The sequence below is a fragment of the Allorhizobium paknamense genome, assembly GCF_030815125.1.
Taxonomy (GTDB): Bacteria; Pseudomonadota; Alphaproteobacteria; order Rhizobiales; family Rhizobiaceae; genus Allorhizobium; species Allorhizobium paknamense.
In genome coordinates, this window is record NZ_JAUSWH010000002.1 from 1 (window position 1) to 19,922 (window position 19,922).

19 protein-coding genes and 1 tRNA gene are annotated in these 19,922 nt (G+C 59.6%); 9 read left to right on the forward strand and 11 right to left on the reverse strand.

Annotated elements, in window-relative coordinates; all coding sequences use genetic code 11:
* Positions 1-90: 90 nt before the first annotated feature.
* Together hydA and QO005_RS03505 are read right to left on the reverse strand one after the other, a co-directional pair.
* Positions 91-1,545, reverse strand: coding sequence for a dihydropyrimidinase (hydA, locus tag QO005_RS03500; RefSeq protein ID WP_307156602.1), 1,455 nt, complete (start codon positions 1,543-1,545; stop codon positions 91-93).
* 49 nt (positions 1,546-1,594) lie between these two features.
* Complete coding sequence (locus tag QO005_RS03505; RefSeq protein WP_307156603.1) at positions 1,595-2,848, reverse strand: Zn-dependent hydrolase; 1,254 nt, start codon at positions 2,846-2,848, stop codon at positions 1,595-1,597.
* A 274-nt stretch (positions 2,849-3,122) separates the two neighbouring features.
* Between QO005_RS03505 and QO005_RS03510 the strand changes: the two genes are divergently transcribed.
* Positions 3,123-3,788, forward strand: coding sequence for a TetR family transcriptional regulator C-terminal domain-containing protein (locus QO005_RS03510; RefSeq protein ID WP_307156604.1), 666 nt, complete (start codon positions 3,123-3,125; stop codon positions 3,786-3,788).
* A gap of 1 nt (position 3,789) precedes the next feature.
* Here QO005_RS03510 and QO005_RS03515 read toward each other — a convergent pair whose 3' ends face one another.
* Positions 3,790-6,474: a putative bifunctional diguanylate cyclase/phosphodiesterase gene (locus QO005_RS03515; RefSeq protein WP_307156605.1), complete on the reverse strand. Its 2,685-nt coding sequence runs from the start codon at positions 6,472-6,474 to the stop codon at positions 3,790-3,792.
* A 742-nt stretch (positions 6,475-7,216) separates the two neighbouring features.
* Between QO005_RS03515 and QO005_RS03520 the strand changes: the two genes are divergently transcribed.
* Positions 7,217-7,612: a DUF2325 domain-containing protein gene (locus tag QO005_RS03520; protein ID WP_307156606.1), complete on the forward strand. Its 396-nt coding sequence runs from the start codon at positions 7,217-7,219 to the stop codon at positions 7,610-7,612.
* The gene (locus QO005_RS03525; protein ID WP_307156607.1) at positions 7,609-7,794 is read left to right on the forward strand and encodes a hypothetical protein; all 186 of its coding nucleotides are present in this window, start codon (positions 7,609-7,611) and stop codon (positions 7,792-7,794) included. Before QO005_RS03520 ends, QO005_RS03525 begins: the two co-directional genes overlap by 4 nt.
* Before the next feature lie 50 nt (positions 7,795-7,844).
* Here the strand turns inward: QO005_RS03525 and QO005_RS03530 are convergent, their stop codons facing one another.
* The 3 genes from QO005_RS03530 to QO005_RS03540 form a co-directional block, all read right to left on the reverse strand.
* Positions 7,845-8,201: a DUF423 domain-containing protein gene (locus QO005_RS03530; protein WP_307156608.1), complete on the reverse strand. Its 357-nt coding sequence runs from the start codon at positions 8,199-8,201 to the stop codon at positions 7,845-7,847.
* A gap of 3 nt (positions 8,202-8,204) precedes the next feature.
* Complete coding sequence (locus QO005_RS03535; RefSeq protein WP_370877998.1) at positions 8,205-8,591, reverse strand: group II truncated hemoglobin; 387 nt, start codon at positions 8,589-8,591, stop codon at positions 8,205-8,207.
* Positions 8,592-8,758: 167 nt separating this feature from the next.
* The gene (locus tag QO005_RS03540; protein ID WP_307156609.1) at positions 8,759-9,682 is read right to left on the reverse strand and encodes an alpha/beta hydrolase family protein; all 924 of its coding nucleotides are present in this window, start codon (positions 9,680-9,682) and stop codon (positions 8,759-8,761) included.
* Positions 9,683-10,007: 325 nt separating this feature from the next.
* On the opposite strand from QO005_RS03540, the gene QO005_RS03545 reads away from it, so the two are divergent.
* The 4 genes from QO005_RS03545 to arsH all read left to right on the forward strand — a co-directional run bounded on the left by QO005_RS03545 (position 10,008) and on the right by arsH (position 12,811).
* Complete coding sequence (locus QO005_RS03545) at positions 10,008-10,361, forward strand: ArsR/SmtB family transcription factor (protein WP_307156610.1); 354 nt, start codon at positions 10,008-10,010, stop codon at positions 10,359-10,361.
* A gap of 136 nt (positions 10,362-10,497) precedes the next feature.
* Positions 10,498-11,562: an ACR3 family arsenite efflux transporter gene (gene arsB, locus QO005_RS03550; RefSeq protein ID WP_307156611.1), complete on the forward strand. Its 1,065-nt coding sequence runs from the start codon at positions 10,498-10,500 to the stop codon at positions 11,560-11,562.
* Positions 11,563-11,682: 120 nt separating this feature from the next.
* The gene (arsC, locus tag QO005_RS03555) at positions 11,683-12,108 is read left to right on the forward strand and encodes an arsenate reductase (glutaredoxin) (RefSeq protein WP_307156612.1); all 426 of its coding nucleotides are present in this window, start codon (positions 11,683-11,685) and stop codon (positions 12,106-12,108) included.
* Positions 12,083-12,811 carry an arsenical resistance protein ArsH gene (gene arsH / locus QO005_RS03560; protein WP_307156613.1) on the forward strand — a complete coding sequence of 243 codons (729 nt, stop codon included), beginning with the start codon at positions 12,083-12,085 and terminating at the stop codon, positions 12,809-12,811. The genes arsC and arsH overlap by 26 nt, the downstream gene beginning before the upstream one ends.
* 43 nt (positions 12,812-12,854) lie before the next feature.
* On the opposite strand, the gene QO005_RS03565 is transcribed toward arsH, so the two are convergent.
* Positions 12,855-12,931, reverse strand: a tRNA-Arg gene (locus QO005_RS03565).
* A gap of 308 nt (positions 12,932-13,239) precedes the next feature.
* Between QO005_RS03565 and QO005_RS03570 the strand changes: the two genes are divergently transcribed.
* Complete coding sequence (locus tag QO005_RS03570; RefSeq protein ID WP_307156614.1) at positions 13,240-13,662, forward strand: MarR family winged helix-turn-helix transcriptional regulator; 423 nt, start codon at positions 13,240-13,242, stop codon at positions 13,660-13,662.
* 27 nt (positions 13,663-13,689) lie between these two features.
* On the opposite strand, the gene QO005_RS03575 is transcribed toward QO005_RS03570, so the two are convergent.
* From QO005_RS03575 to QO005_RS03590, 4 genes are all read right to left on the reverse strand, one after another.
* A complete protein-coding gene (locus QO005_RS03575) occupies positions 13,690-14,160 on the reverse strand; it encodes a hypothetical protein (RefSeq protein ID WP_307156615.1) in 471 nt (156 codons plus the stop codon).
* Between the two features lie 267 nt (positions 14,161-14,427).
* Positions 14,428-15,252, reverse strand: coding sequence for a transglutaminase family protein (locus QO005_RS03580; RefSeq protein ID WP_307156616.1), 825 nt, complete (start codon positions 15,250-15,252; stop codon positions 14,428-14,430).
* Between the two features lie 150 nt (positions 15,253-15,402).
* Positions 15,403-16,344, reverse strand: coding sequence for an alpha-E domain-containing protein (locus tag QO005_RS03585; protein WP_307157065.1), 942 nt, complete (start codon positions 16,342-16,344; stop codon positions 15,403-15,405).
* Between the two features lie 6 nt (positions 16,345-16,350).
* A complete protein-coding gene (locus QO005_RS03590; protein ID WP_307156617.1) occupies positions 16,351-17,760 on the reverse strand; it encodes a circularly permuted type 2 ATP-grasp protein in 1,410 nt (469 codons plus the stop codon).
* 387 nt (positions 17,761-18,147) lie between these two features.
* Between QO005_RS03590 and QO005_RS03595 the strand changes: the two genes are divergently transcribed.
* Positions 18,148-19,845, forward strand: coding sequence for a methyl-accepting chemotaxis protein (locus QO005_RS03595; RefSeq protein WP_307156618.1), 1,698 nt, complete (start codon positions 18,148-18,150; stop codon positions 19,843-19,845).
* Positions 19,846-19,922: the final 77 nt, after the last annotated feature.

Consider the following 19,922-nt stretch of genomic DNA (forward strand, 5'->3'; position numbering starts at 1 on the left):
TTTGAAAATGATCGGCATTTCCTGCACCTTTCCTCCTACTCAGACACAAAATACGCCTTGCAGAACACCCATCCTGATTGAGTTTTGACCCTAAACCCCGCTCGCGGGAATGCCGCTGCGTTCCACCTTGCGCGGGGTCACCAGTTCCTTCCAGGTGGACAGCGCCCGGTTCACGGCGGGGTAGGGCGCGCGCGGCACGAACTGGCCATGGCCCTCCCGGGTTTTTACCGTGCTTTCCTCAATGGCGACATAGCCGCGCGTCAGCGTAAAGCGCGGCAGGCCGGTGACCTGCTTGCCCTCGAAGACGTTGTAATCGATGGCGGATTGCTGGTTTGCTGCTGAAATTGTCTTGGTAAGTTTCGGGTCCCAGACGACGAGATCGGCATCCGCGCCCAGCAGGACGGCGCCCTTTTTCGGATAGAGATTGAGGATCTTGGCGATATTGGTCGAGGTTACGGCCACGAATTCATTCATCGTCAGCCGTCCGGTCATCACGCCATGCGTCCAGAGCATGGGCAGGCGGTCTTCAAGCCCGCCGGTGCCGTTGGGGATTTTGGTGAAATCGCCGATGCCGAAGCGTTTCTGCTCGGTGGTGAAGGCGCAATGGTCTGTGGCGACCACGGAAAGCGAACCGGATTGCAGCCCGGCCCAGAGACTGTCCTGATGCGCCTTGTTGCGGAAGGGCGGCGACATGACGCGCCGCGCCGCATGGTCCCAGTCCGGATCGAAATATTCGCTCTCATCCAGCGTCAGATGCTGGATCAGCGGCTCGCCATAGACGCGCATGCCCTTTTGCCGGGCGCGGCGAATGGCTTCATGCGCCTGTTCCGAGGAGACATGCACCACGTAAAGCGGCACGCCCGCCATATCGGCGATCATGATGGCGCGGTTGGTGGCCTCGCCCTCCACCTCCGGCGGGCGGGAATAGGCATGGGCTTCCGGCCCGGTATTGCCCTCGGCCATCAGCTTGGCCTGCATCTGCGCCACCACATCGCCGTTTTCGGCATGGACCAGCGGTAGCGCGCCCAGCTCGGCGCAGCGCTGGAAGGAGGCGAACATCTCGTCGTCATTCACCATCAAGGCCCCCTTATAGGCCATGAAGTGCTTGAAACTGGTGATGCCGCGCTCGTTCACCACCGTTTCCATCTCTTCGAAAATGCGCTGGTCCCAGCCGGTAATCGCCATGTGGAAGGCATAATCGGCATTGGCGCGGCTCGCCTTGTTGTCCCAGCGGGCCAGCGCCTCCAGCAGTGATTGGCCGGGATCGGGCAGGCAGAAATCCACCACCATGGTCGTGCCGCCAGCCAGGCCCGCGCGCGTCCCGCTTTCAAAATCATCCGCCGAATAGGTGCCCATGAAGGGCATTTCCAGATGCACATGCGGATCGATGCCGCCCGGCATGACAAAGCAGCCGGAGGCATCGAGAATGCTGTCACCGGTCAGGTCGGGGCCGATTTCAACGATGATCCCGCCCTCGATCTTCACATCGCTTTTGTAGGTCAGGTCGGCGGTGACGATGGTCCCGCCCTTGATCACTGTGCTCACGACTGTTCACCCTGTTTATGGATGTTTAAATTGGCATCAGCGGCCGATGTCATGCCACTACCTCAGCCGTTTCCAGCACGGCATGCAGCAGCACGTCGCAGCCCTGGGCGGCCCATTCCTTGGAAATGTCCTCGGCCTCGTTATGGGAGAGGCCGCCGACGCAGGGGCAGAAGATCATGGTGGCGGGGGCGAGTTTTGCTGCCCAGCAGGCATCGTGGCCCGCCCCTGAGATGATGTCGCGGTGGCTGTAGCCGAGGCGGGTGACTGCATCGCGCACCCGTCCGACCAGAACCGGATCGAAGGTCACGGGATCGAAATGGCCGACGGCCTCCACTGCGCAGCCGACGCCGAGGTCGGCGCAAATGGTTGCGGCCTCGGCTTCGATCCGCGCCCGCATGCGGTCGAGCTTCTCCTGGGATGGCGTGCGGATGTCCACGGTGAAGACGACACTGCCCGGCAGCACATTGCGGGAGTTTGGCGAGAAAAACACCTGGCCTACGCCACCGACAGCACCCGGCTGCTCGCTCATCGCCACGGACTGCACCATCTCGACGATGCGGGCAAAGGCAAGACCGGCATTGACCCGGAGATCCATGGGCGTGGAGCCGGTATGCGCCTCTTTTCCGGTCAGCGTGAATTCCAGCCACCACAGCCCCTGGCAATGGGTGACGACACCGATCTGTTTGTTTTCCGCCTCGAGGATCGGTCCCTGTTCGATGTGATATTCGAAATAGGCGTGCATCTTGCGCGCGCCCACCTCTTCCTCGCCCAGCCAGCCGATGCGCTTCAGCTCTTCGCCATAGGTCTTGCCCTCGGGGTCCTTGCGGGCATAGGCATAGTCCAGTGAATGCACACCCGCGAACACGCCCGAGGCCAGCATGGCAGGCGCAAAACGCGCGCCTTCCTCATTGGACCAGTTGGTGACGGTGATGGGATGTTTCGTCTTTACGCCAAGATCGTTCAGCCGCCGCACCACTTCCAGTCCGGCCAGAACGCCCAGAACACCGTCGAACTTGCCGCCGGTGGGCTGGGTATCGAGATGCGAACCGATATAGACGGGCAGGGCCTCCGGGTCGGTGCCGGGGCGCGTCATAAACATCGTGCCCATCCGGTCCACGCCCATGGTCAGGCCAGCCTCCTCGCACCAGCGCTGAAAGAGCCTGCGCCCTTCGGCATCGGCATCGGTCAGTGTCTGGCGATTGTTGCCGCCGGCCACGCCGGGGCCGATTTGCGCCATATCCATCAGGCTCTGCCAGAGCCTGTCGCCATTGACGCCGAGATTGGCGCCGTGGGGAGCCGTCATGCTGTTACCCTCTGATCTCTCCGGCCCTGACCGGCAAAAGCGTCGGGCGGGCCGATATTTTTCTTGCAGTTTTTCCGATGGCGTTGTCATTCTCCGGAACGGAAACCGGAATTGACCGCCTGGTCAAGATTACAAGTTCCACCTTTCGGCTCAAGGGGAAAAATGCGGGAAATTCTGCAAAATATTCAGGCGTTTGCCGAATTTTTAGAGTGCGTGGAGCCGGGTTGTGGACCGCATGGCGTTTCGCCTGTGCAGCGCCGGAAAGAGCATGTGCATGTCGGATGAAGAAATGCCCGGCGGGCAGGCGCGGGCAGCCAAAACCCAGCGTCGCACGCGCATTCAGGAAGAAAAGCAGGAGCTGATTCTGCAGGCGGCGCTGGATGTATTTTCCGCCCGTGGCTTTCGCGGCTCCACCATCGACCAGATCGCCGAAGTCGCGGGCATGTCCAAGCCCAATCTGCTCTATTATTTCCGCACCAAGGAGGCGATCCACCGGCAATTGATGGACCGGCTGCTCACCACCTGGCTGGAGCCGCTCAGAGCCTTTGACGCCGAGGGCGATCCGGCGGAGGAAATCCGCGCCTATCTCCGCCGCAAGCTGGAGATGGCGCGTGATTTTCCGCGTGAAAGCCGGCTGTTTGCCAATGAGATCCTGCAAGGCGCACCGACCATCGAGGATGTGTTGAAGGGGTCGCTGAAGGATCTGGTGGATGAGAAGGCCGAGGTCATCCGCAGCTGGATTGCGGCGGGTAAATTGCGCGATTGCGACCCCTACCACCTGATCTTTTCCATCTGGTCCACCACCCAGCACTATGCCGATTTCGATGTGCAGGTGCGCGCGGTGCTGGGCGAGGGGGCGGCAAGCGACAGCCGCTTCGACCGCGCCGCCATCTTCCTCGAAGAGCTTTTCCTGGGCAGTCTGCTTCGCAAAGAAGAGTAGCTCAGGCGATTTCCAGAGCACTTGCGGCATGGCGGCGCTCCGCCAGCAGCGTGAAGAGATCATCCCCGCTCATGGGCCGCGCCAGGGCATAGCCTTGCAGGGTCTGGCAGCCAAGATCGCGCAGGATCTCGGCATGGCGCATGGTCTCCACCCCTTCGGCCACGATATCGATGCCGAGCGAACGACCGATATCGACGATGGAGCCGATCAGCCGTTGCAGCGGCTTGCTCTTCGGCACCGGCAGGATCAGTTGCCGGTCGATCTTCAGCCGGCGCGGTGAAAGCTTCAGCAGGCTGAGGATCGAGGAATAGCCGGTGCCGAAATCATCGATCTCGACATGAATGCCCAGCGCCTTGATGCGCTCGATGGCATGGGCCGCCGCCTCGTCCTTGTCGTCGAAGGAGATGGATTCCAGAAGCTCGAAGGTCAGCCCGCCAGGCGGCAGATCCAGATCGGTGAGCCGCTGCACGAGGCTGGCATCGAACAGCCGCTGGGCGGAAATGTTGACCGAAACATGCAGCGGATCGAAGCCCGCGGCCTGCCAGCGGCGGGTTTCCGCCAGCGTCTGCTCCAGGATTGCCTTGTCGATCAGTGCCACGACATTCAGGCTCTCGGCGACATCCAGGAAGTGAGAGGGCGTCAAAAGCCCGAGGTCCGGGTGCTTCCAGCGCGCCAGCGCCTCGACACCGACAATATCCAGGCTGCGGGCATCGAATTGCGGCTGGTAATGGGCGATGAAATCCTGCGCTTCCAGGGAGCGCAGAATGGCATCGGCGGTCTGCTTGGTGGCAAGGGTTGCGGTCTTCAGGTGATCGTTGAAGAACTCCACCCGGTTCTTGCCCCGGCGTTTGGCTTCATAAAGGGCGATATCGGCATTGATCAGCGTCTGCGCCAGACTGCCTGTCTCGTCGCCCGCCACCATGGCAATGCCGATGCTGGCGCCGATGCGGCATTCCTGGCCCATGCATTCGATTGGCCGGTTGATCGCGGCAATCAGCGCTTCACCGAGATCGCGAGCATCGCTTTCGCCGCGCTCGAACACCACCACGAATTCATCGCCGCCGATGCGGGCGGCGAAATCCTGGCCCGCCGTCAGCGCCCGGATCTGTGCGGCCACATGCTTCAGCATGGCGTCACCCGCCGCATGGCCCAGCGTATCGTTGATTTCCTTGAAGCGGTCGAGATCGATATGGAGAAGGGCCGTCTCGCTGTTTTCGCAGCGCTCTTCCAGCGTCGCCAGATGGTTGTCCAGATAGCGGCGATTGGCAAGCCCCGTCAGCGGATCGTGCAGCGAGGTGTGCTCCATGGCGCGGCGGGCATTTTCCAGCTCCCGGTTTTGCGCCTCTACCGCATGCTTGGCCTGGCTCAGGGCCTGTTGCAGCATCACGTCGCCGGTGACGTTCCAGTGCACGCCCACCACCTTGTGGCGCGCCAGCTGGTCGCGATAGCAGGTGCCGAAAGCCCGCAAATGCCGTGTTTCCCCCGTTCGTGACGTGACGCGAAACTGCACGGTGAAATTGCCGCGTCCCTTGAGCGAATCCTCCAGCGCGTCGCGCATCGCCTGCCGGTCATCGGGATGGATGGCGTAGAACCAGTCGCACAGTCGCAAGGGGGCTTCGCTGTGGTCGATATCGTAGAATTCGCGCATGCGCTCATCGAAATTCAGCAGCTCTGTTTCCGTATCCAGTTCCCATACGCCGATCTGCGAGGCGTGCAGGGCGATGTGCAGCCGTTGCGAGAGCCTGTGCAATTCCTGCCGCTGGTCGTTCAGAACCGTGATGTGCTGATGACGCTCGCGCAAGAGGCTCGCCACCCGCAACACTGGCATGACGATGGCCATGGCCAGGAAGATCATCACCATGCGGTGCTGCCAGAGATCGGTGTCATTGGCCTGCCACCCGGTCTTCGGCGCGGCGGCCAGCGTCCAGCTCTGGGCGCCGAAGGCCACGTCCATCTGCACCGTCATGCCGCCCAGCAGGTCGGTATTGCCGAAGAAGGCGGCAGGGCGGCCATTGCTGCCCCGGTCGAAGAGCAGGACATCGATGGGCAGATCCGGATCTTTCAGGCCACTGGCCTCGAACAGCTCATTCATATCTACGGTGCCGATCACCGTGCTGTAGAAGGAATGCGCATCGCGCGGTGCATCGATGATGACCGGATAGAAAATGCGGAAGACCTGATGACCCGACGGTGCCTTGCGGGGACCGGTGACCAGGAAATTGCGGCTTTCCTGGGCGGTACGGGCACGCGCCTCCTCATCGGCATCGTAAAAGCCGGGGGGATAGGCGGCGCTATAGGCAGGATAGGCCAGAACGCCGACCCTTGGCCCCACCAGGGAAATGGCCTGCAATTGCGAGGGCCCGACCAGAAGATGTCGCCCCAGTTCGGTAAATCGCTCCGGCTCCAGGCTTCGTTCCGTTTCGGTCAGAACGGCAAAGGCCTGCAACAGCTTCATATTGGCGCGCAGATTGCCTTCCAGTCGCGCTTTCAGCGTGGCCAGCCGCTCGCTGACCTTGGCGCGGCTGTCTTCCAGAAAGCTGTGGCGGCCCTGCTGATCGACATAGAAGGTGGCGGCGAAAATCGCGGCGCATACCACCAGGGCGGGCCAGTAAAAATGCAGGAAGCCGAGCCTTGATTTCAGCTTTTTCGGCCATTGCGCGGCAAGACGGCGAAGAGAGTGAGCCATGATCCATCGTCCGAAGGAAAACTCGGGGTGCTGACATGCAGGAGGAACTGCCTTGCCTCATCGCGCCCATGGGGCACGGTGGGCAGTGTTCCGTACGGATGTCAGGTTTCGGCGAAGCGGGTGAGCGAAAAAGCGCCCCGGTGCCTGTGGTCCGGAAGCTGCGCCTGCTGTGGCCTTGCAATGGTCATGTGCATCTCGTCCCCCTTTATCCGCAAACCGTCATGGTTTCCGGTCCCGCCGCCATGGCCCCTGTTTTCCCCCGCATTGCGCCATAGGCGGCATTGCCTGCAATGGGGTGGTTTGTTCTGTCGCATCGAAGTGTTCTGACTGTCTTAGCTACACTTTTTCTCGGTATCTCGTAGCCAGTCCAATCGTTTTCCCGTTGAAGTGTTCCAGAGCTTCTCATGCTATGGTGGAATAGTTGTTAACGAATATTCAGGTTTTACCCAACTCCTCTCAAACGGATGAACTTATTCTATAAAATTTTATAAGTCCTGAATTTCCTTCACGTCTTTTCCCATCCTTTTTCGGGGGAATTCCTCTGTCGATTCCTGGAGTGGAAAGGCCTTGTCATCGGCCTCGACGCGGGGCTCGAAAACATGAGAAAAAATATCAGGTATATACTTTACTCTTTTTCTCATGTTTTGTAGGGTTGCCGCAGAACGACAGGGACGGCTGGCTTGCCAGCCTTTCCCGAAAAAGCGCCGGAGGCTCAAGGCGCATCTTTCAAGGACGGAACGACATGGCGAAAAACAGGGACAGAAAGAAGAAGCAGGCGGAGAAGAAGCCGGAGGCGGCGGGCGAGGCGCGCGCTGCCCAGGCTGAAATCCGCAGCTTCCTCTATGTCGGCGGGCGCGACTGCCAGGTGGCGCATCTTCGCCAGATCGCCACCCATTACGGCGCAGAACTCATCCATCATGATGGCGGGCTGCGCGAGGCGGTTTCGCGCATCGATACCGTGCTGCCCTCGGTCGATTGCGTATTCTGCCCCATCGACTGTATCAGCCATGATGCGTGTCTGCGGGTGAAGAGCGGCTGCAAGAAGTTCGGCAAGGCTTTCATACCGCTGCGCAATGGCTCCAAATCCAGCCTGGAGCGGGCGCTCCAGACCCTGAACGACAGGAGCGAAACCCCATGAAGACGGAGAGGCCAGCAAGCGGTCATTGCGCCGAGGTGATCAGGCTGCCGGGCTTGCATGAGCGCCCGGTAACCCGCACTGCCCACCTTCTCAACGGTCTGAGACCCGCATCGCAAAGCGCCGAGATCATTGCCTTCCCGGAGCGCAAGGACGCTGCACTGCCGGTGCGCAGGCAGGGGTAAACGATATTGCATGTCGCGCAAAACCGCTGCGCACTTTTGCGCGACATGTTCTAGAAAAACGCCCCGACGGCGACCAGTAACCATCCTGCCATCATGCTGAAGCCGCCTGAGGGGGCGGCCATGGGAAAAAGGCCATGGCCGGTGAATTGCTTCAGCACCAGGTCGCCGCAGAACAGCAGCACCCCAAGGCAGAGAATGAGCCCGGCGGCCGTGGCCGTGGGCAGCCTGTCGGCGGCGAGATAGAGCGCCAGCACGGCGGGCGCATGCGCCAGCGCGATGGCCGAGGCTGGCGTCAGCAGATTGGCCGCGCCCGTGACATGCGCGGCAGCGGCAGCCAGGCCGACACCGGCTGCGCCGAACAGCCCGGCAAACACCGGCAACACCCAGTTCACGGCTGCGAGCGCCATGGTCTACTCCTTGTTTTGCATGTGAAAGGCGAGTTTCTCGATTGGCGCCCAGATGATTTCGCGCAGCTTCGGATGCTCTATGGTCTCGTCCATGGCGCGGCGGAAGCATAAAATCCACTCATCCCGCTCCGCCGGGCCGATTTCCGCCACAAAATGCCGCCGCCGCAGCATGGGATGGCCGCGCTTTTCCATGTAGATCGGCGGGCCGCCGAGATAGCCGGTCAGATATTCATAGAGCTTTTCTTCGCTTTCGGTCAGATCCTGCGGATGAATTGCACGGCAGCGCGCCGCTTCGGGCAGGGTGTCCATCAGTTCATAGAAGCGCCGCGTCAGCGCCTTCACCGTGGCATCGCCGCCAATGGCTTCATAAAGGGTGATGGTCTCGCTCACGAACAGTCTCTTCCACACGAATTGCCAAAAGCCCGCCAACGGACTTTCCTCCGAAAGCCCGGCAGACATCTCTGTCTTTCATGGTGGTTTTTACAGGCTTTCACAATGTGGTTTGCATTGCTTGCGGCAATCCGGCGCAAGGCTGTCTCCAGCAGAGCCCGGTTCCATCAGGCCGCGACCTGATGGAAGAACTGGATGCTGGCGGCAATGGCGCCGGGAATGGCGGAGGTGTGATTGCCTTCGATGGTCTGGCTGGTCAGCGGGATTTTCGCATTGGCCGTTCGCTTCAAAAGCAGGTTTGCACTGTCATCGAAATGCGTTTCCTGCGTGCCATGCAGCAGCATGGTCGGGCATTTGAAGCTGTTGGGGAAGCAGACCGCGCTTCTCACCTCGAATTCCCGGCTGTTGCTGTCGTCGAAGCGAATATCCTCCGGATAGCGGGAAAAGAAGCGGAAAGCATTGGGATTGCCGGAAATCGGCACGCTGGCACGGAAATGGTGGCTGCTCATGGAGGCGAGCATGGCCAGCACGCCGCCAACGCTGTGGCCGGCAATGAACATGCGTTCGCGATCGACCCCCGGCAAATGCGCCAGCCTGTCGGCTGCGGCCAGCACATCGTCCACCTCATCGTAAAAGCCGGAAAAATTGCCTGTCTGGCCATTTTCGCCGCGCATGGAGGGCATCATCACGATAAAGCCCGCATCGACATAGGCCTGCAGCGGATGCCAATGGCCCGCCCCCATGGCGTTGCCGCCATGCAGGAACAACACCGCCGGCATGCGCTCCGATTTGCGCTTGTAGGGCGAAAGCCAAGCCGTCAGCGTCAGTTCGCCTGCGCGGCCGGAGCGGTAGAAAATCCGGCTCGCGCCATGCGGCGGCGTCAGCGGCTCGAATTTATCCGGCGCCGGACCCTTCCTCACCAGATTGGTGCGGAAACGCTCGCGAACATGGGCGTAATCGTGATTTCTCAGCGGCGGCTCTTCCGGCACTTCGAAGGCGCTTGCCCTTGTCGGCAAAAGCGGTAGAGCGGCTGCACCTGCCATGGCCTGCAACAGGCTTCTGCGTCCAAAACCGGGGCTGTTTGAAGACATGGTTCACCTGGCGCTATGGTTATCGGGAAAGAGCTATACATCGATCCCATCAGGCGGGATTGCGGTACAATCACGGCGGAAGTGTGCCAGCAATCATGCCTCTTATGCAAGTGATTGCCGCTACACGATTTTTTGAAATCTTACGGTCGCGCGACCTTCGCCAGTTTCGATTTCTATCCCATTGTTTCCAAAGGTATTTTTGCCTTCCTGCAAAACATGCCGAAACTCCTGAATGCGCCCCGTTCTAGCGGTCATCCGCGGCTCTGCTTTCAGGGCTTCTGCTGAAATCGATTGACAGGCATAACGTATCCATTATTCTGGATATATGGAAACAAATCTCGCGATCGCCACTCTCGCTGCACTGGCCCAGACCACGAGGCTCGAAACCTTCCGCCTGCTCGTCCGTCACGAACCCGACGGCGTTGCCGCCGGCGCGCTGGCGAGGCTTTTGGATGTTCCGCAGAACACGATGTCCGCGCACCTTGCGACGCTCACCCGAGCCGGGCTGGTGAGGAGCGAGAGGCAGAGCAGGTCGATTATCTACCGGGCTGATCTCGACGGTCTGCGCAACCTCATGCTGTTCCTGCTCAAGGACTGCTGCGGCGGTGCCTCCGAACTTTGCGCGCCCCTGCTGGCAGAACTGACACCCTGTTGTGTGTCGCTGGCAAAGCCATGCTGAGCAGAATCCACCTATCCTCGGCGACCATGACCAGGCGCAACAGGCTTGCGATTATCGACAAGATCACGCCTCAGGCGAAGCTTGGGCAGATCGGTGCGATGGAAGGTTTCACATCGATCGAGAGGGGGGTGGCCTGATGTCCACATTCGAACGCTATCTGACCGTCTGGGTCTTTGTCTGCATTGGCGTCGGGGTTACGCTGGGGCACGTCATGCCGGGCGTCTTCCATCTTGTTGGCGCCGCCGAGGTCGCAAAGGTCAATATTCCCGTCGCCATCCTGATTTGGCTGATGATCATCCCGATGCTTCTGAAGATCGATTTCCGGTCGCTGAGGCAGGTCGGATCCTGCTGGCGAGGGATCGGGGTCACGCTGATTATCAATTGGGCGATCAAGCCGTTTTCCATGGCTCTTCTGGGGTGGTTGTTCGTCGGCTGGCTCTTCCGGCCCTATCTTCCTGCCGACCAGATCGATTCCTATATCGCGGGCCTGATCATCCTTGCGGCAGCGCCGTGCACGGCCATGGTCTTCGTGTGGAGCAACCTGACCCGTGGCGAGCCTCTGTTCACGCTGTCGCAGGTGGCGCTGAACGATGCGATCATGGTTGTCGCCTTTGCCCCCATTGTTGGTCTGCTTCTCGGACTTTCCGCGATTACGGTGCCATGGGCCACGCTCGTCCTGTCCGTCGCGCTGTATATCGTCGTGCCCGTCATCTTTGCCCAGTTGCTGCGCAGCCGCCTGACGACCGATGGAACCAGCCGGGCGCTCGACACGCTGCTTGCGAAGCTTCAGCCGTTGTCTCTCGTCGCCCTGCTTGCCACCCTTGTGCTTCTCTTTGCATTCCAGGGTGAGCAGATCATCGCGCAGCCGGCGATTATCGCGCTGCTTGCGGTCCCGATTCTGATCCAGGTCTATCTCAATTCCGGCCTGGCCTATCTGCTGAACCGCATGTCTGGCGAGCGCCATTGCGTTGCGGGGCCATCTGCCCTTATCGGCGCCAGCAATTTCTTCGAACTCGCGGTTGCCGCTGCCATCAGCCTCTTTGGCTTCCAGTCGGGCGCGGCGCTCGCCACCGTTGTCGGGGTCCTGATCGAGGTTCCGGTGATGCTCTCAGTCGTCTGGATGGTGAACCGCTCGAAGGACTGGTACGAAGCATCGCCTGCCGTTTCCCGGACAAACGCTACCGATACGACGAGTCATTGAGAATGACCCGTCATATTCCCTTTCGGACATCTCAAGCCGTTCAGGCATTTGAGATATTCGAAATTTCTCGCGGCGGGGATGCATCGGCATCTTCGAGCCTTGGTATGAAAGGTTCTGACCATGAACGTCACCATTTATCATAATCCTGACTGCGGCACCTCCCGCAACACGCTGGCCCTGATTCGCGCCGCCGGGATCGAGCCGCTTGTGATCGAATATCTCAAAACCCCGCCGACACGGGATCGTCTCGCCGCCATGATCCGCGATGCCGGGCTGTCGGTGCGTGACGCCATCCGTGAGAAAGGCACGCCCTATGCCGAGCTTGGTCTCGACAATCCGGATCTGACAGACGAGCAATTGCTGGACGCGATGATTGCGGCACCGATCCTGATCAATCGCCCGCTTGTGGTGACGCCGCTTGGCACCCGTCTGGCGCGTCCCTCGGAGGCGGTGCTCGATATCCTGCCGACCGATGCGTTCAAGGGGCCGTTCACCAAGGAAGATGGCGAACAGGTGCTCGATGCGGAAGGAAAGCGCCTTGGCTGATTCATTGCCTGCACTGCAAGAGCAGCATCTTCGCTCTATCGATCCGGAAGCGCTGCGGCCTGCATTTTCCACCCATAAACCTCGGATCCTGATCCTGTACGGTTCCCTTCGGGAGGTGTCCTACAGTCGGCTGCTGGCCTACGAAGTCCGCCGCCTGCTGGAGCGCTTTGGCTGCGAGGTCCGCGTGTTCGATCCGAAAGGCCTGCCGCTGCCGGATGAAGCGCCTGTCAGCCATCCGAAGGTCCAGGAATTGCGGGAACTTTCCCAATGGTCCGAGGGGCAGGTATGGGTGAGCCCGGAGCGCCACGGCGCCATGACCGGAATCATGAAAGCGCAAATCGACTGGATTCCGCTGTCGCTCGGTTCCATCCGCCCCACCCAGGGCAAGACGCTTGCGGTGATGGAGGTTTCCGGCGGATGCCAGTCGTTCAACGCCGTCAACCAGATGCGCATCCTTGGCCGCTGGATGCGGATGATCACCATCCCCAACCAGTCTTCCGTCGCCAAGGCCTTTCAGGAATTCGACGCCGAAGGGCGAATGAAGCCCTCTTCCTATTACGACCGGGTGGTGGATGTCTGTGAAGAACTCGTCAAATTCACCATCCTCACCCGGGACGCCTCACCCTATCTCACGGATCGCTACAGCGAGCGCAAGGAACACGCCGCCGAGCTGGAAAAGCGCGTGGGCCTTCAGTCCTTGTGACCAAAGCCGTCATCTATGATTTGCCAAGGGTAAAATAAACCAGTGGCGCACCCGACAGGATTCGAACCTGTGACCTTTGGAATCGGAATCCAACACTCTATCCAGCTGAGCTACGGGTGCTGCTCTGTGGTGTGCTTTGCACGAAGCGGTTCTTAACCCAGACCGGAGGCGGCTTCAATCCTGAAAATGATATTCGCCACAGGAAGAGAGAGGATAAAGCCGTTGGGTAAAACGTTTTTTATCAAAACTATCGTTGACAAAAACTTGTTAAGCCGGTTTTGTTAAGAAGGGTAAAGTCCGCGTGGGGTGGATTCTATTCTGGTTTGAGAAAACTGCGGTGTGGGGCGCGGTTTTATGATGAGAGGTTGATGTCAGGGGCAATGAGCAATCAAACGGTTATTGGAGATGCTGCGTTCGGGCAGGGTGGGGTGGACCATTCTATGCTTGCCCATTCGCTAGGTTTTACGGTGAGACGCGCGCAGCTTGCCATTTTTCAGGATCTTCAGGATGTTCTGGGTGCGCGTGGCATTCGCCCGGCTGATTTTTCGGTTCTGACGGTCATTGCCGGCAACTCCGGCATGAAGCAGAGCGATGTGGCGGCTCTTCTGGCTATTCAGCGGGCCAATTTCGTGGCCATTGTCGATGGGCTGGAGGATAAGGGGCTGATCGAGCGCCGCCGTTCCGAAGTTGATCGGCGCGTTTATTTTCTGCATCTGACCGCTGCGGGAGAGCAGTTTCTGGCGGAGATCCTGCCGAAATGGCAGGAGCACGAAGCCCGTTTCATCGATCGGCTCGGTGGCGTGGAAAAACGCGATCAACTGGTGCAATTGCTGAAATCGCTGGCGGAATAAAGCTTCATCCGGCGGCGGGCAGAGCGGTCAAACTGTGCCATGCAGCCGCTTCAACGCCTGATCAATCAGCCGGTTTGCCAGCATCATGCGCTGGTTGGCCTGGTCGCGATAGGCTGCGTGTACCCGATCCGGGTGATTGAGGCGGGCAAAGGCCCGCCTTTTTTGCAGAAGCGTTTTGGCGTCATCCTCATCCGTCAGGCCAAGATCCTCGGCGATGTCCATGAGGCTCAGCCGGTGAAGATAATCCGGCATCGGAGGCGGGGTTTCCGGCTCTTCCTCCACTGCGGCAGCGGGCGTTGGCGCATCCTCCATCACATCCTCATAGAGGCTGCGCACCGTATCCAGGCTCGCCTCGACCTCTGCGGTCTCCTGCACGAAGCCGGTGCTCAGGCCCATGATGCGAAAGGCACTGGCGCCGTCTTCGGCCTGTTCTTCCTTCGCCTGCGTCGCATCCAGCCGGTCAACAACGGACTGGAAGAGAGATTGCTTGAGCAGCATGGGCGCAAATCCTCAACGGCGGCAACTGCGATAAGCCATGGCTTTCCAGGGGGCCGCTTGGAAAAAGTGGAACCAGACCATGACAAATGCCGATGGTGCGGAGCTTGTTCCACATCCTGCGCTGACGCTACTGCATAATTCCTTAAATCGGAATCGATTTAAGGCGAAAATTATGCAGCAGATTTAAAGCGTTACAGCGTCCTTTGTGCGTTTGATAAAACGCACGGCGCTGTATGTACCGTTGCGGCAGGTTCTCCTGCTGTCCCGTCAGGATTGACTCTGCGTCTGGCTCTGGCCGTCGGGGGAGACGGTGATTCGGACGGAAAGATCTTCTCCCGCCTTGCCGATTCGCATGCCGGAAACCGGCGCCGCATCGGCATAGCAAAGCCCTGTGGCCAGCCGGATATAGCGGTCATCCGGGCAGATATTGTTGGCAGCGTCGAAGCCGACCCAGCCGAGACCTGGCAGATGCACCTCCGCCCAGGCATGGGTGGCCGCCTGATCTTCCGTCGCTTCCATCATCAGGTAGCCGGAAACGTAGCGTGCCGGCAAATCCATGAGCCGGGCTGCGGCGATAAAGGCATGGGCGTGATCCTGGCAAACGCCTGAACCGGCCTCCAGCGCCTGCTCGGCGGTGGTTTCGGTGTTGGTCGTGCCGGGCTTGTAGGCAATCTGCTCATGCAGCCTTGCCATCAGGTCGTGCATCAGCGCCAGTTCGCTCTCACCCGTCAGGTTTTTCACCAGCTCGCGGGTAAGCTTGCCGGGTTTGGTGCGCGGCGTCTCGCGAAGATAGAGCCAGAGCGGCACGAAGCCGGTATGCGGGCCAAAGACCCCGGCGCGATCCTCCGTGTTGACGATGCCGGAGGCGACGATGCTGATCGCATGGGCATCGCCCTCCGCCGAGACCAGATGGGTCTGGTTGCCGAACTGGTCGGCAAAGCCCGCTTCCACCTTGGCGCCATCCACGGCGATGTTCCAGGATTGCACGGTCTGCGCGGGGCCGGAAACTGGCGTCAGCCGCAGGCGTTGCAGCGAAAACTGCACCGGATCGTCATAGCGGTATTCGGTGGTATGGGTAATGGTCAAACGCATGGGCCGTTCCGCTGGCAGCATGTCCGGATCAAGCACTCTTGCGGCTTTCGGTCCGGACATGGTTAGAAACAAGGAGTGAGATCAAATCCGGTGACGCCGCGTTCACCGGATTGTCGTGATATCAAGGCTCATTTTTCATGACCCCTGGTATTAGCTGTAGAACCGGTATCCCTCGGTAATTTCCTGACCCAGCCGGTTGTTGCGGGCAATGAAATTATCGAGAAATTCGTGCAGGCCCTGATCCATGATCGTGCCGATTGTGGTCGTCAGCAGCGAATGGCGAATGCTGTCGGCGGTTTCGTGGGCGGACAGCCGCTGACCATATTCCTTGCCAATATAGCCGAGATTGCTGACGATCTTTTCATAGGAATAGACCAGCGAACGCGGCATCTGCCCGTTCAGGATCAGGAAATCGGCAATATTGGCCGGGCGGTATTCGCCGTCATAGGTCCAGCGGTAGGAGCGATGCGCCGAGACCGACCGCAGAATCGATTCCCACTGCATGTTATCGAGGGATGATCCGACCTGGGTGACCGCAGGCAGCAGCACGTAATATTTCACGTCCAGAATGCGGCTGGTATTGTCGGCGCGTTCGATAAAGGTGCCGATGCGTGCGAAATTATAGATCTCGTTGCGCAGCATGGAACCGTGGAAAGCGCCGCGAATGAGGCCTGCACGCCGCTTGATCGTATCGATCACCTCCGGCAGATCGGCGGATTTGAGCCGCCGTGACAGGATCTGCTTCAGCTCGATCCAGCATTCATTGGTGGCTTCCCAGGTTTCGCGCGTCAGCGCCGTGCGCACCATGCGGGCATTGTTGCGGGCCGAGTCGACGCAGGACATCACGCTGGAAGCGTTGTTCTTGTCGCGGATCAGGAAGTCGATGGCATCCGCCGCCGTCACCTTGCTGTTGTTGGCGAGATAGATATCCAGCACGTCGGCGCTTTGCAGCACGCCGTTCCAGTCTTCATCCGTGGCGCCGGAGCGGGTGAGCGAAACCCTGAGGCCGGCATCCACCAGACGGGCAATGTTTTCCGCGCGCTCGATATACCGGAACATCCAGTAGAGCCCGTTTGCGGTTCTTCCGAGCATGACCATTCAGTCCTCCAATACCCATGTATCCTTGGTGCCGCCGCCCTGGCTGGAATTGACCACCAGCGAACCCTTTTTCAGGGCCACGCGGGTCAAGCCGCCAGGAATGATCTGCACCTTGTCGGAGACGAGGACGTAAGGGCGAAGGTCGAGATGCCGGGGCGCGATGCCCTTGTTGACGAGAATCGGCACGGTGGAAAGCGATAGCGTCGGCTGGGCAATATAATTGTTGGGCTTGGCCTTCAGCTTGTCGGCAAAAAGCGTCCGCTCCTTCTTGGAGGCCGTGGGGCCGACCAGCATGCCGTAGCCGCCGGAACCGTGCACTTCCTTCACCACCAGCTCTTCCAGATGCTCCAGCACATAGGCGAGGCTGTCCGGCTCGGAACAGCGCCAGGTGGGCACGTTTTCGAGGATCGGCTTGCTGCCGGTGTAGAATTCGACGATTTCCGGCATATAGGAATAGATGGCCTTGTCGTCGGAAATCCCGGTGCCGGGGGCGTTGGCAATGGTGATATTGCCCGCGCGGTAGACATCCATGATGCCGGGCACGCCAAGGCAGCTATCCGGCCGGAAGGTCAGCGGATCGAGGAAATCATCATCGACGCGGCGATAGAGCACGTCGATGGCCTCATAGCCGCGGGTGGTGCGCATCTTCACCTTGCCGTCGATGACGCGCAGGTCCGAGCCTTCCACCAGTTCCACGCCCATCATGTCGGCGAGGAAGGAGTGTTCGTAATAGGCGGAATTGTAGATGCCCGGCGTCAGTACCGCCACGCGCGGCTTGCCCTTGCAGCCGGGAGGCGCAAGCGAAGCCAGTGACTGGCGCAGAAGATAGGGATAATCCTCCACCCGCTGCACCTTGTTGATCTGGAACAGTTCCGGAAACATCTGCATCATGGTTTCGCGGTTTTCCAGCATGTAGGACACGCCGGAAGGGGTACGGGCATTGTCTTCCAGCACGTAGAACTGATCCTCGCCGGTGCGCACGATGTCCGTGCCGACGATATGGGTATAGACGCCGCCCGGCGGGCGAAAGCCGATCATTTCCGGCAGGAAGGCGTCGTTCTTCTCGATCAGCTCGCGCGGAATGCGCCCGGCGCGGATGATTTCCTGCTTGTGATAGATGTCATCCAGGAAGGCATTGAGCGCCAGCACCCGCTGTTCGATGCCCTGGGCGAGCTTGCGCCATTCCCGGCCGGAAATGATGCGGGGAATAATGTCGAAGGGAATAAGCTTCTCGGCGGAATCGGCATGGCCGTAAACTGCGAAGGTAATGCCGGTCTTGCGGAAGATGTTTTCCGCATCGCGCGATTTCGCGATCAGATGTCCCGGATCCTGGCTGGAATACCACTCCCAATATTTCTCGTAGGGCCCTCGCGGACCGCCGTCCGCCATCATCATTTCATCAAATGCCAAAGGTGCGATCCCCGTTCGTTTTGGATCATATGAATACAACACAGGGTCCGATGCAAGAACCATGCACAATTGCCCTCAAATGATTTGTTCCATTCCTCTGTGGCGCGATGGGCCTCCAGAATTGCTTGTTTTTCATCTGTTTGGCTGGGAATTGGGCATGGCGAGCGGTCTGACGTGCCGAATGCCACTCCTTATGGGTGATTGGTTGTGGCTAGAAATTACGCAATTGCCGCGTTTGTGAACATCGTCCGCCTTTGCCACGGCTATCCTCCGCGGTTTCTCTTCCATTTTTGGGTTTAGTTCAAAAAGATATACAGCCATGTCGTGAATTAGAGCTTTTTTAATTAGCTGTATATATTTTGGAACAAAAGGGACAGGAGAGAAGCAATGGGCATCGAAGCATTCGTCAATTCCAACGGGACAGCCAAGCTTTTGGCGCTGGATTCGCTGAAAGCCAATGTCATGGTGGCAGACGCAAAGTTGAACATCACCTATATGAACCCGGCAGTGATGGAGTTGCTTCGTGAGGCAGAGGCCGATCTCAAGAAAGAACTTCCGCGTTTCAGCGTCGATACTTTGATCGGCAGCAATATCGACGTCTTTCACAAAAACCCCGCCCACCAGCGCGGCATGCTGGCGGCGCTGACCCAATCGCACAGCGCCACCATCCGCGTTGGCAACCGTATTTTCGACCTCATGGTGACGCCGCTGAAGAGGGGCGCCAAGCTGCACGGTTTCGTGGTGGAATGGGCTGATGCCAAGGCACGCCTGCTGAACCTGGACTATGCGGCGCAGATTGCCGCCATCAGCCGCTCGCAGGCGATCATCGAATTTTCCATTGACGGCACTATTATCACCGCCAACGACAATTTCCTGAAGACGCTGGGCTATCGTCTGGATGAGATCCAGGGCAAGCATCACAGCATGTTCGTGGACCGCGATTTCGTTGCCTCGCCGGAGTATAAGGAATTCTGGAAGCAACTGTCGGAAGGAAAGTATCAGGCGGCGGAATTCAAGCGGGTTCACAAGGACGGCCGTCCGATCACCATTTCCGCATCTTACAATCCGATCCTCGATATGAATGGCAAGGTGGTGAAGGTGGTGAAATTCGCGACCGATGTCACCAAGCGTGTCGAAACCGTGAGCGCCTTGGGCGAAAGTCTGAAGCGGCTGTGTTCAGGAGATTTCGGCTTCCAGCTGCACGAGCCTTTCTCGCCGGAATTCGAATTCCTCCGCCACGATCTCAACCGCTCGGTCACCCAGCTTCGCGATACCTTCCGCCAGATTGCCGACAGCGTCCGCGTCATCAGCGAGGGTACACAGGAGATCAGCCAGGGCGTCAACGATCTTTCCCGCCGCACCGAAACCCAGGCCTCCAGCCTGGAGGAAACGGCAGCAGCACTGGAGGAGATCACCTCGAACGTCACCTCTTCGGCCCAGCGCGCCCAGGAAGCCCGCAAGGTGGCTTCCAATGCCAAGGACAATGCCGAAACCTCCGGAAATGTCGTGGCGCAGGCCGTCGATGCGATGAGCCGGATCGAGGAATCGTCAGGCAAAATCTCCAACATTATCAGTGTGATCGACGAGATCGCCTTCCAGACCAACCTTCTGGCGCTGAATGCCGGTGTCGAGGCGGCGCGGGCCGGTGAGGCGGGCCGGGGCTTTGCGGTGGTGGCGCAGGAAGTGCGCGAACTGGCGCAGCGCTCCGCCAAGGCAGCCAAGGAGATCAAGGAACTGATCCAGAATTCGACCCAGGAAGTGGCCGGCGGTGTCAAGCTGGTCAGCGATACGGGGCGGGCTCTGAAGAGCATCAGCGAGCTGATTGTCGATATCAACGATCACGTGCAGGCCATCTCCACGGCGGCGCGGGAACAGTCCACCGGGCTTTCCGAGGTCAACGGCGCCGTCAACAGCATGGACCAGGCCACCCAGCAGAATGCCGCCATGGTCGAGGAAAGCAGTGCCGCCGCCGCCACGCTGGCCGCTGAAAGCGACAAGCTGAAGAGTATGATCGGCCAGTTCAACCTTGGCGATGCAAACCGCACAAGCGCCGCCACAGGACGTCAGCTCAGCCGCGTTGCCTGATCCCCCACCCGGGTAACGCGCAAAGGCCCGGCCGGAACCGTGAAAACGGTTTCCGCGCCGGGCCTTATACGTATTTA

Coding starts and splice junctions, on each gene's coding strand:
- QO005_RS03505 (WP_307156603.1), bottom strand. CDS start 2,848: ATGACGGCTCCCCACGGCGCCAATCTCGGCGTCAATGGCGACAGGCTC.
- QO005_RS03540 (WP_307156609.1), bottom strand. CDS start 9,682: ATGTCTTCAAACAGCCCCGGTTTTGGACGCAGAAGCCTGTTGCAGGCC.
- arsB (WP_307156611.1), top strand. CDS start 10,498: ATGTCCACATTCGAACGCTATCTGACCGTCTGGGTCTTTGTCTGCATT.
- QO005_RS03525 (WP_307156607.1), top strand. CDS start 7,609: ATGAAGACGGAGAGGCCAGCAAGCGGTCATTGCGCCGAGGTGATCAGG.
- QO005_RS03530 (WP_307156608.1), bottom strand. CDS start 8,201: ATGGCGCTCGCAGCCGTGAACTGGGTGTTGCCGGTGTTTGCCGGGCTG.
- QO005_RS03575 (WP_307156615.1), bottom strand. CDS start 14,160: ATGCTGCTCAAGCAATCTCTCTTCCAGTCCGTTGTTGACCGGCTGGAT.
- QO005_RS03585 (WP_307157065.1), bottom strand. CDS start 16,344: ATGCTCGGAAGAACCGCAAACGGGCTCTACTGGATGTTCCGGTATATC.
- arsC (WP_307156612.1), top strand. CDS start 11,683: ATGAACGTCACCATTTATCATAATCCTGACTGCGGCACCTCCCGCAAC.
- QO005_RS03545 (WP_307156610.1), top strand. CDS start 10,008: ATGGAAACAAATCTCGCGATCGCCACTCTCGCTGCACTGGCCCAGACC.
- QO005_RS03580 (WP_307156616.1), bottom strand. CDS start 15,252: ATGCGTTTGACCATTACCCATACCACCGAATACCGCTATGACGATCCG.
- QO005_RS03520 (WP_307156606.1), top strand. CDS start 7,217: ATGGCGAAAAACAGGGACAGAAAGAAGAAGCAGGCGGAGAAGAAGCCG.
- QO005_RS03515 (WP_307156605.1), bottom strand. CDS start 6,474: ATGGCTCACTCTCTTCGCCGTCTTGCCGCGCAATGGCCGAAAAAGCTG.
- QO005_RS03595 (WP_307156618.1), top strand. CDS start 18,148: ATGGGCATCGAAGCATTCGTCAATTCCAACGGGACAGCCAAGCTTTTG.
- QO005_RS03510 (WP_307156604.1), top strand. CDS start 3,123: ATGTCGGATGAAGAAATGCCCGGCGGGCAGGCGCGGGCAGCCAAAACC.
- arsH (WP_307156613.1), top strand. CDS start 12,083: ATGCGGAAGGAAAGCGCCTTGGCTGATTCATTGCCTGCACTGCAAGAG.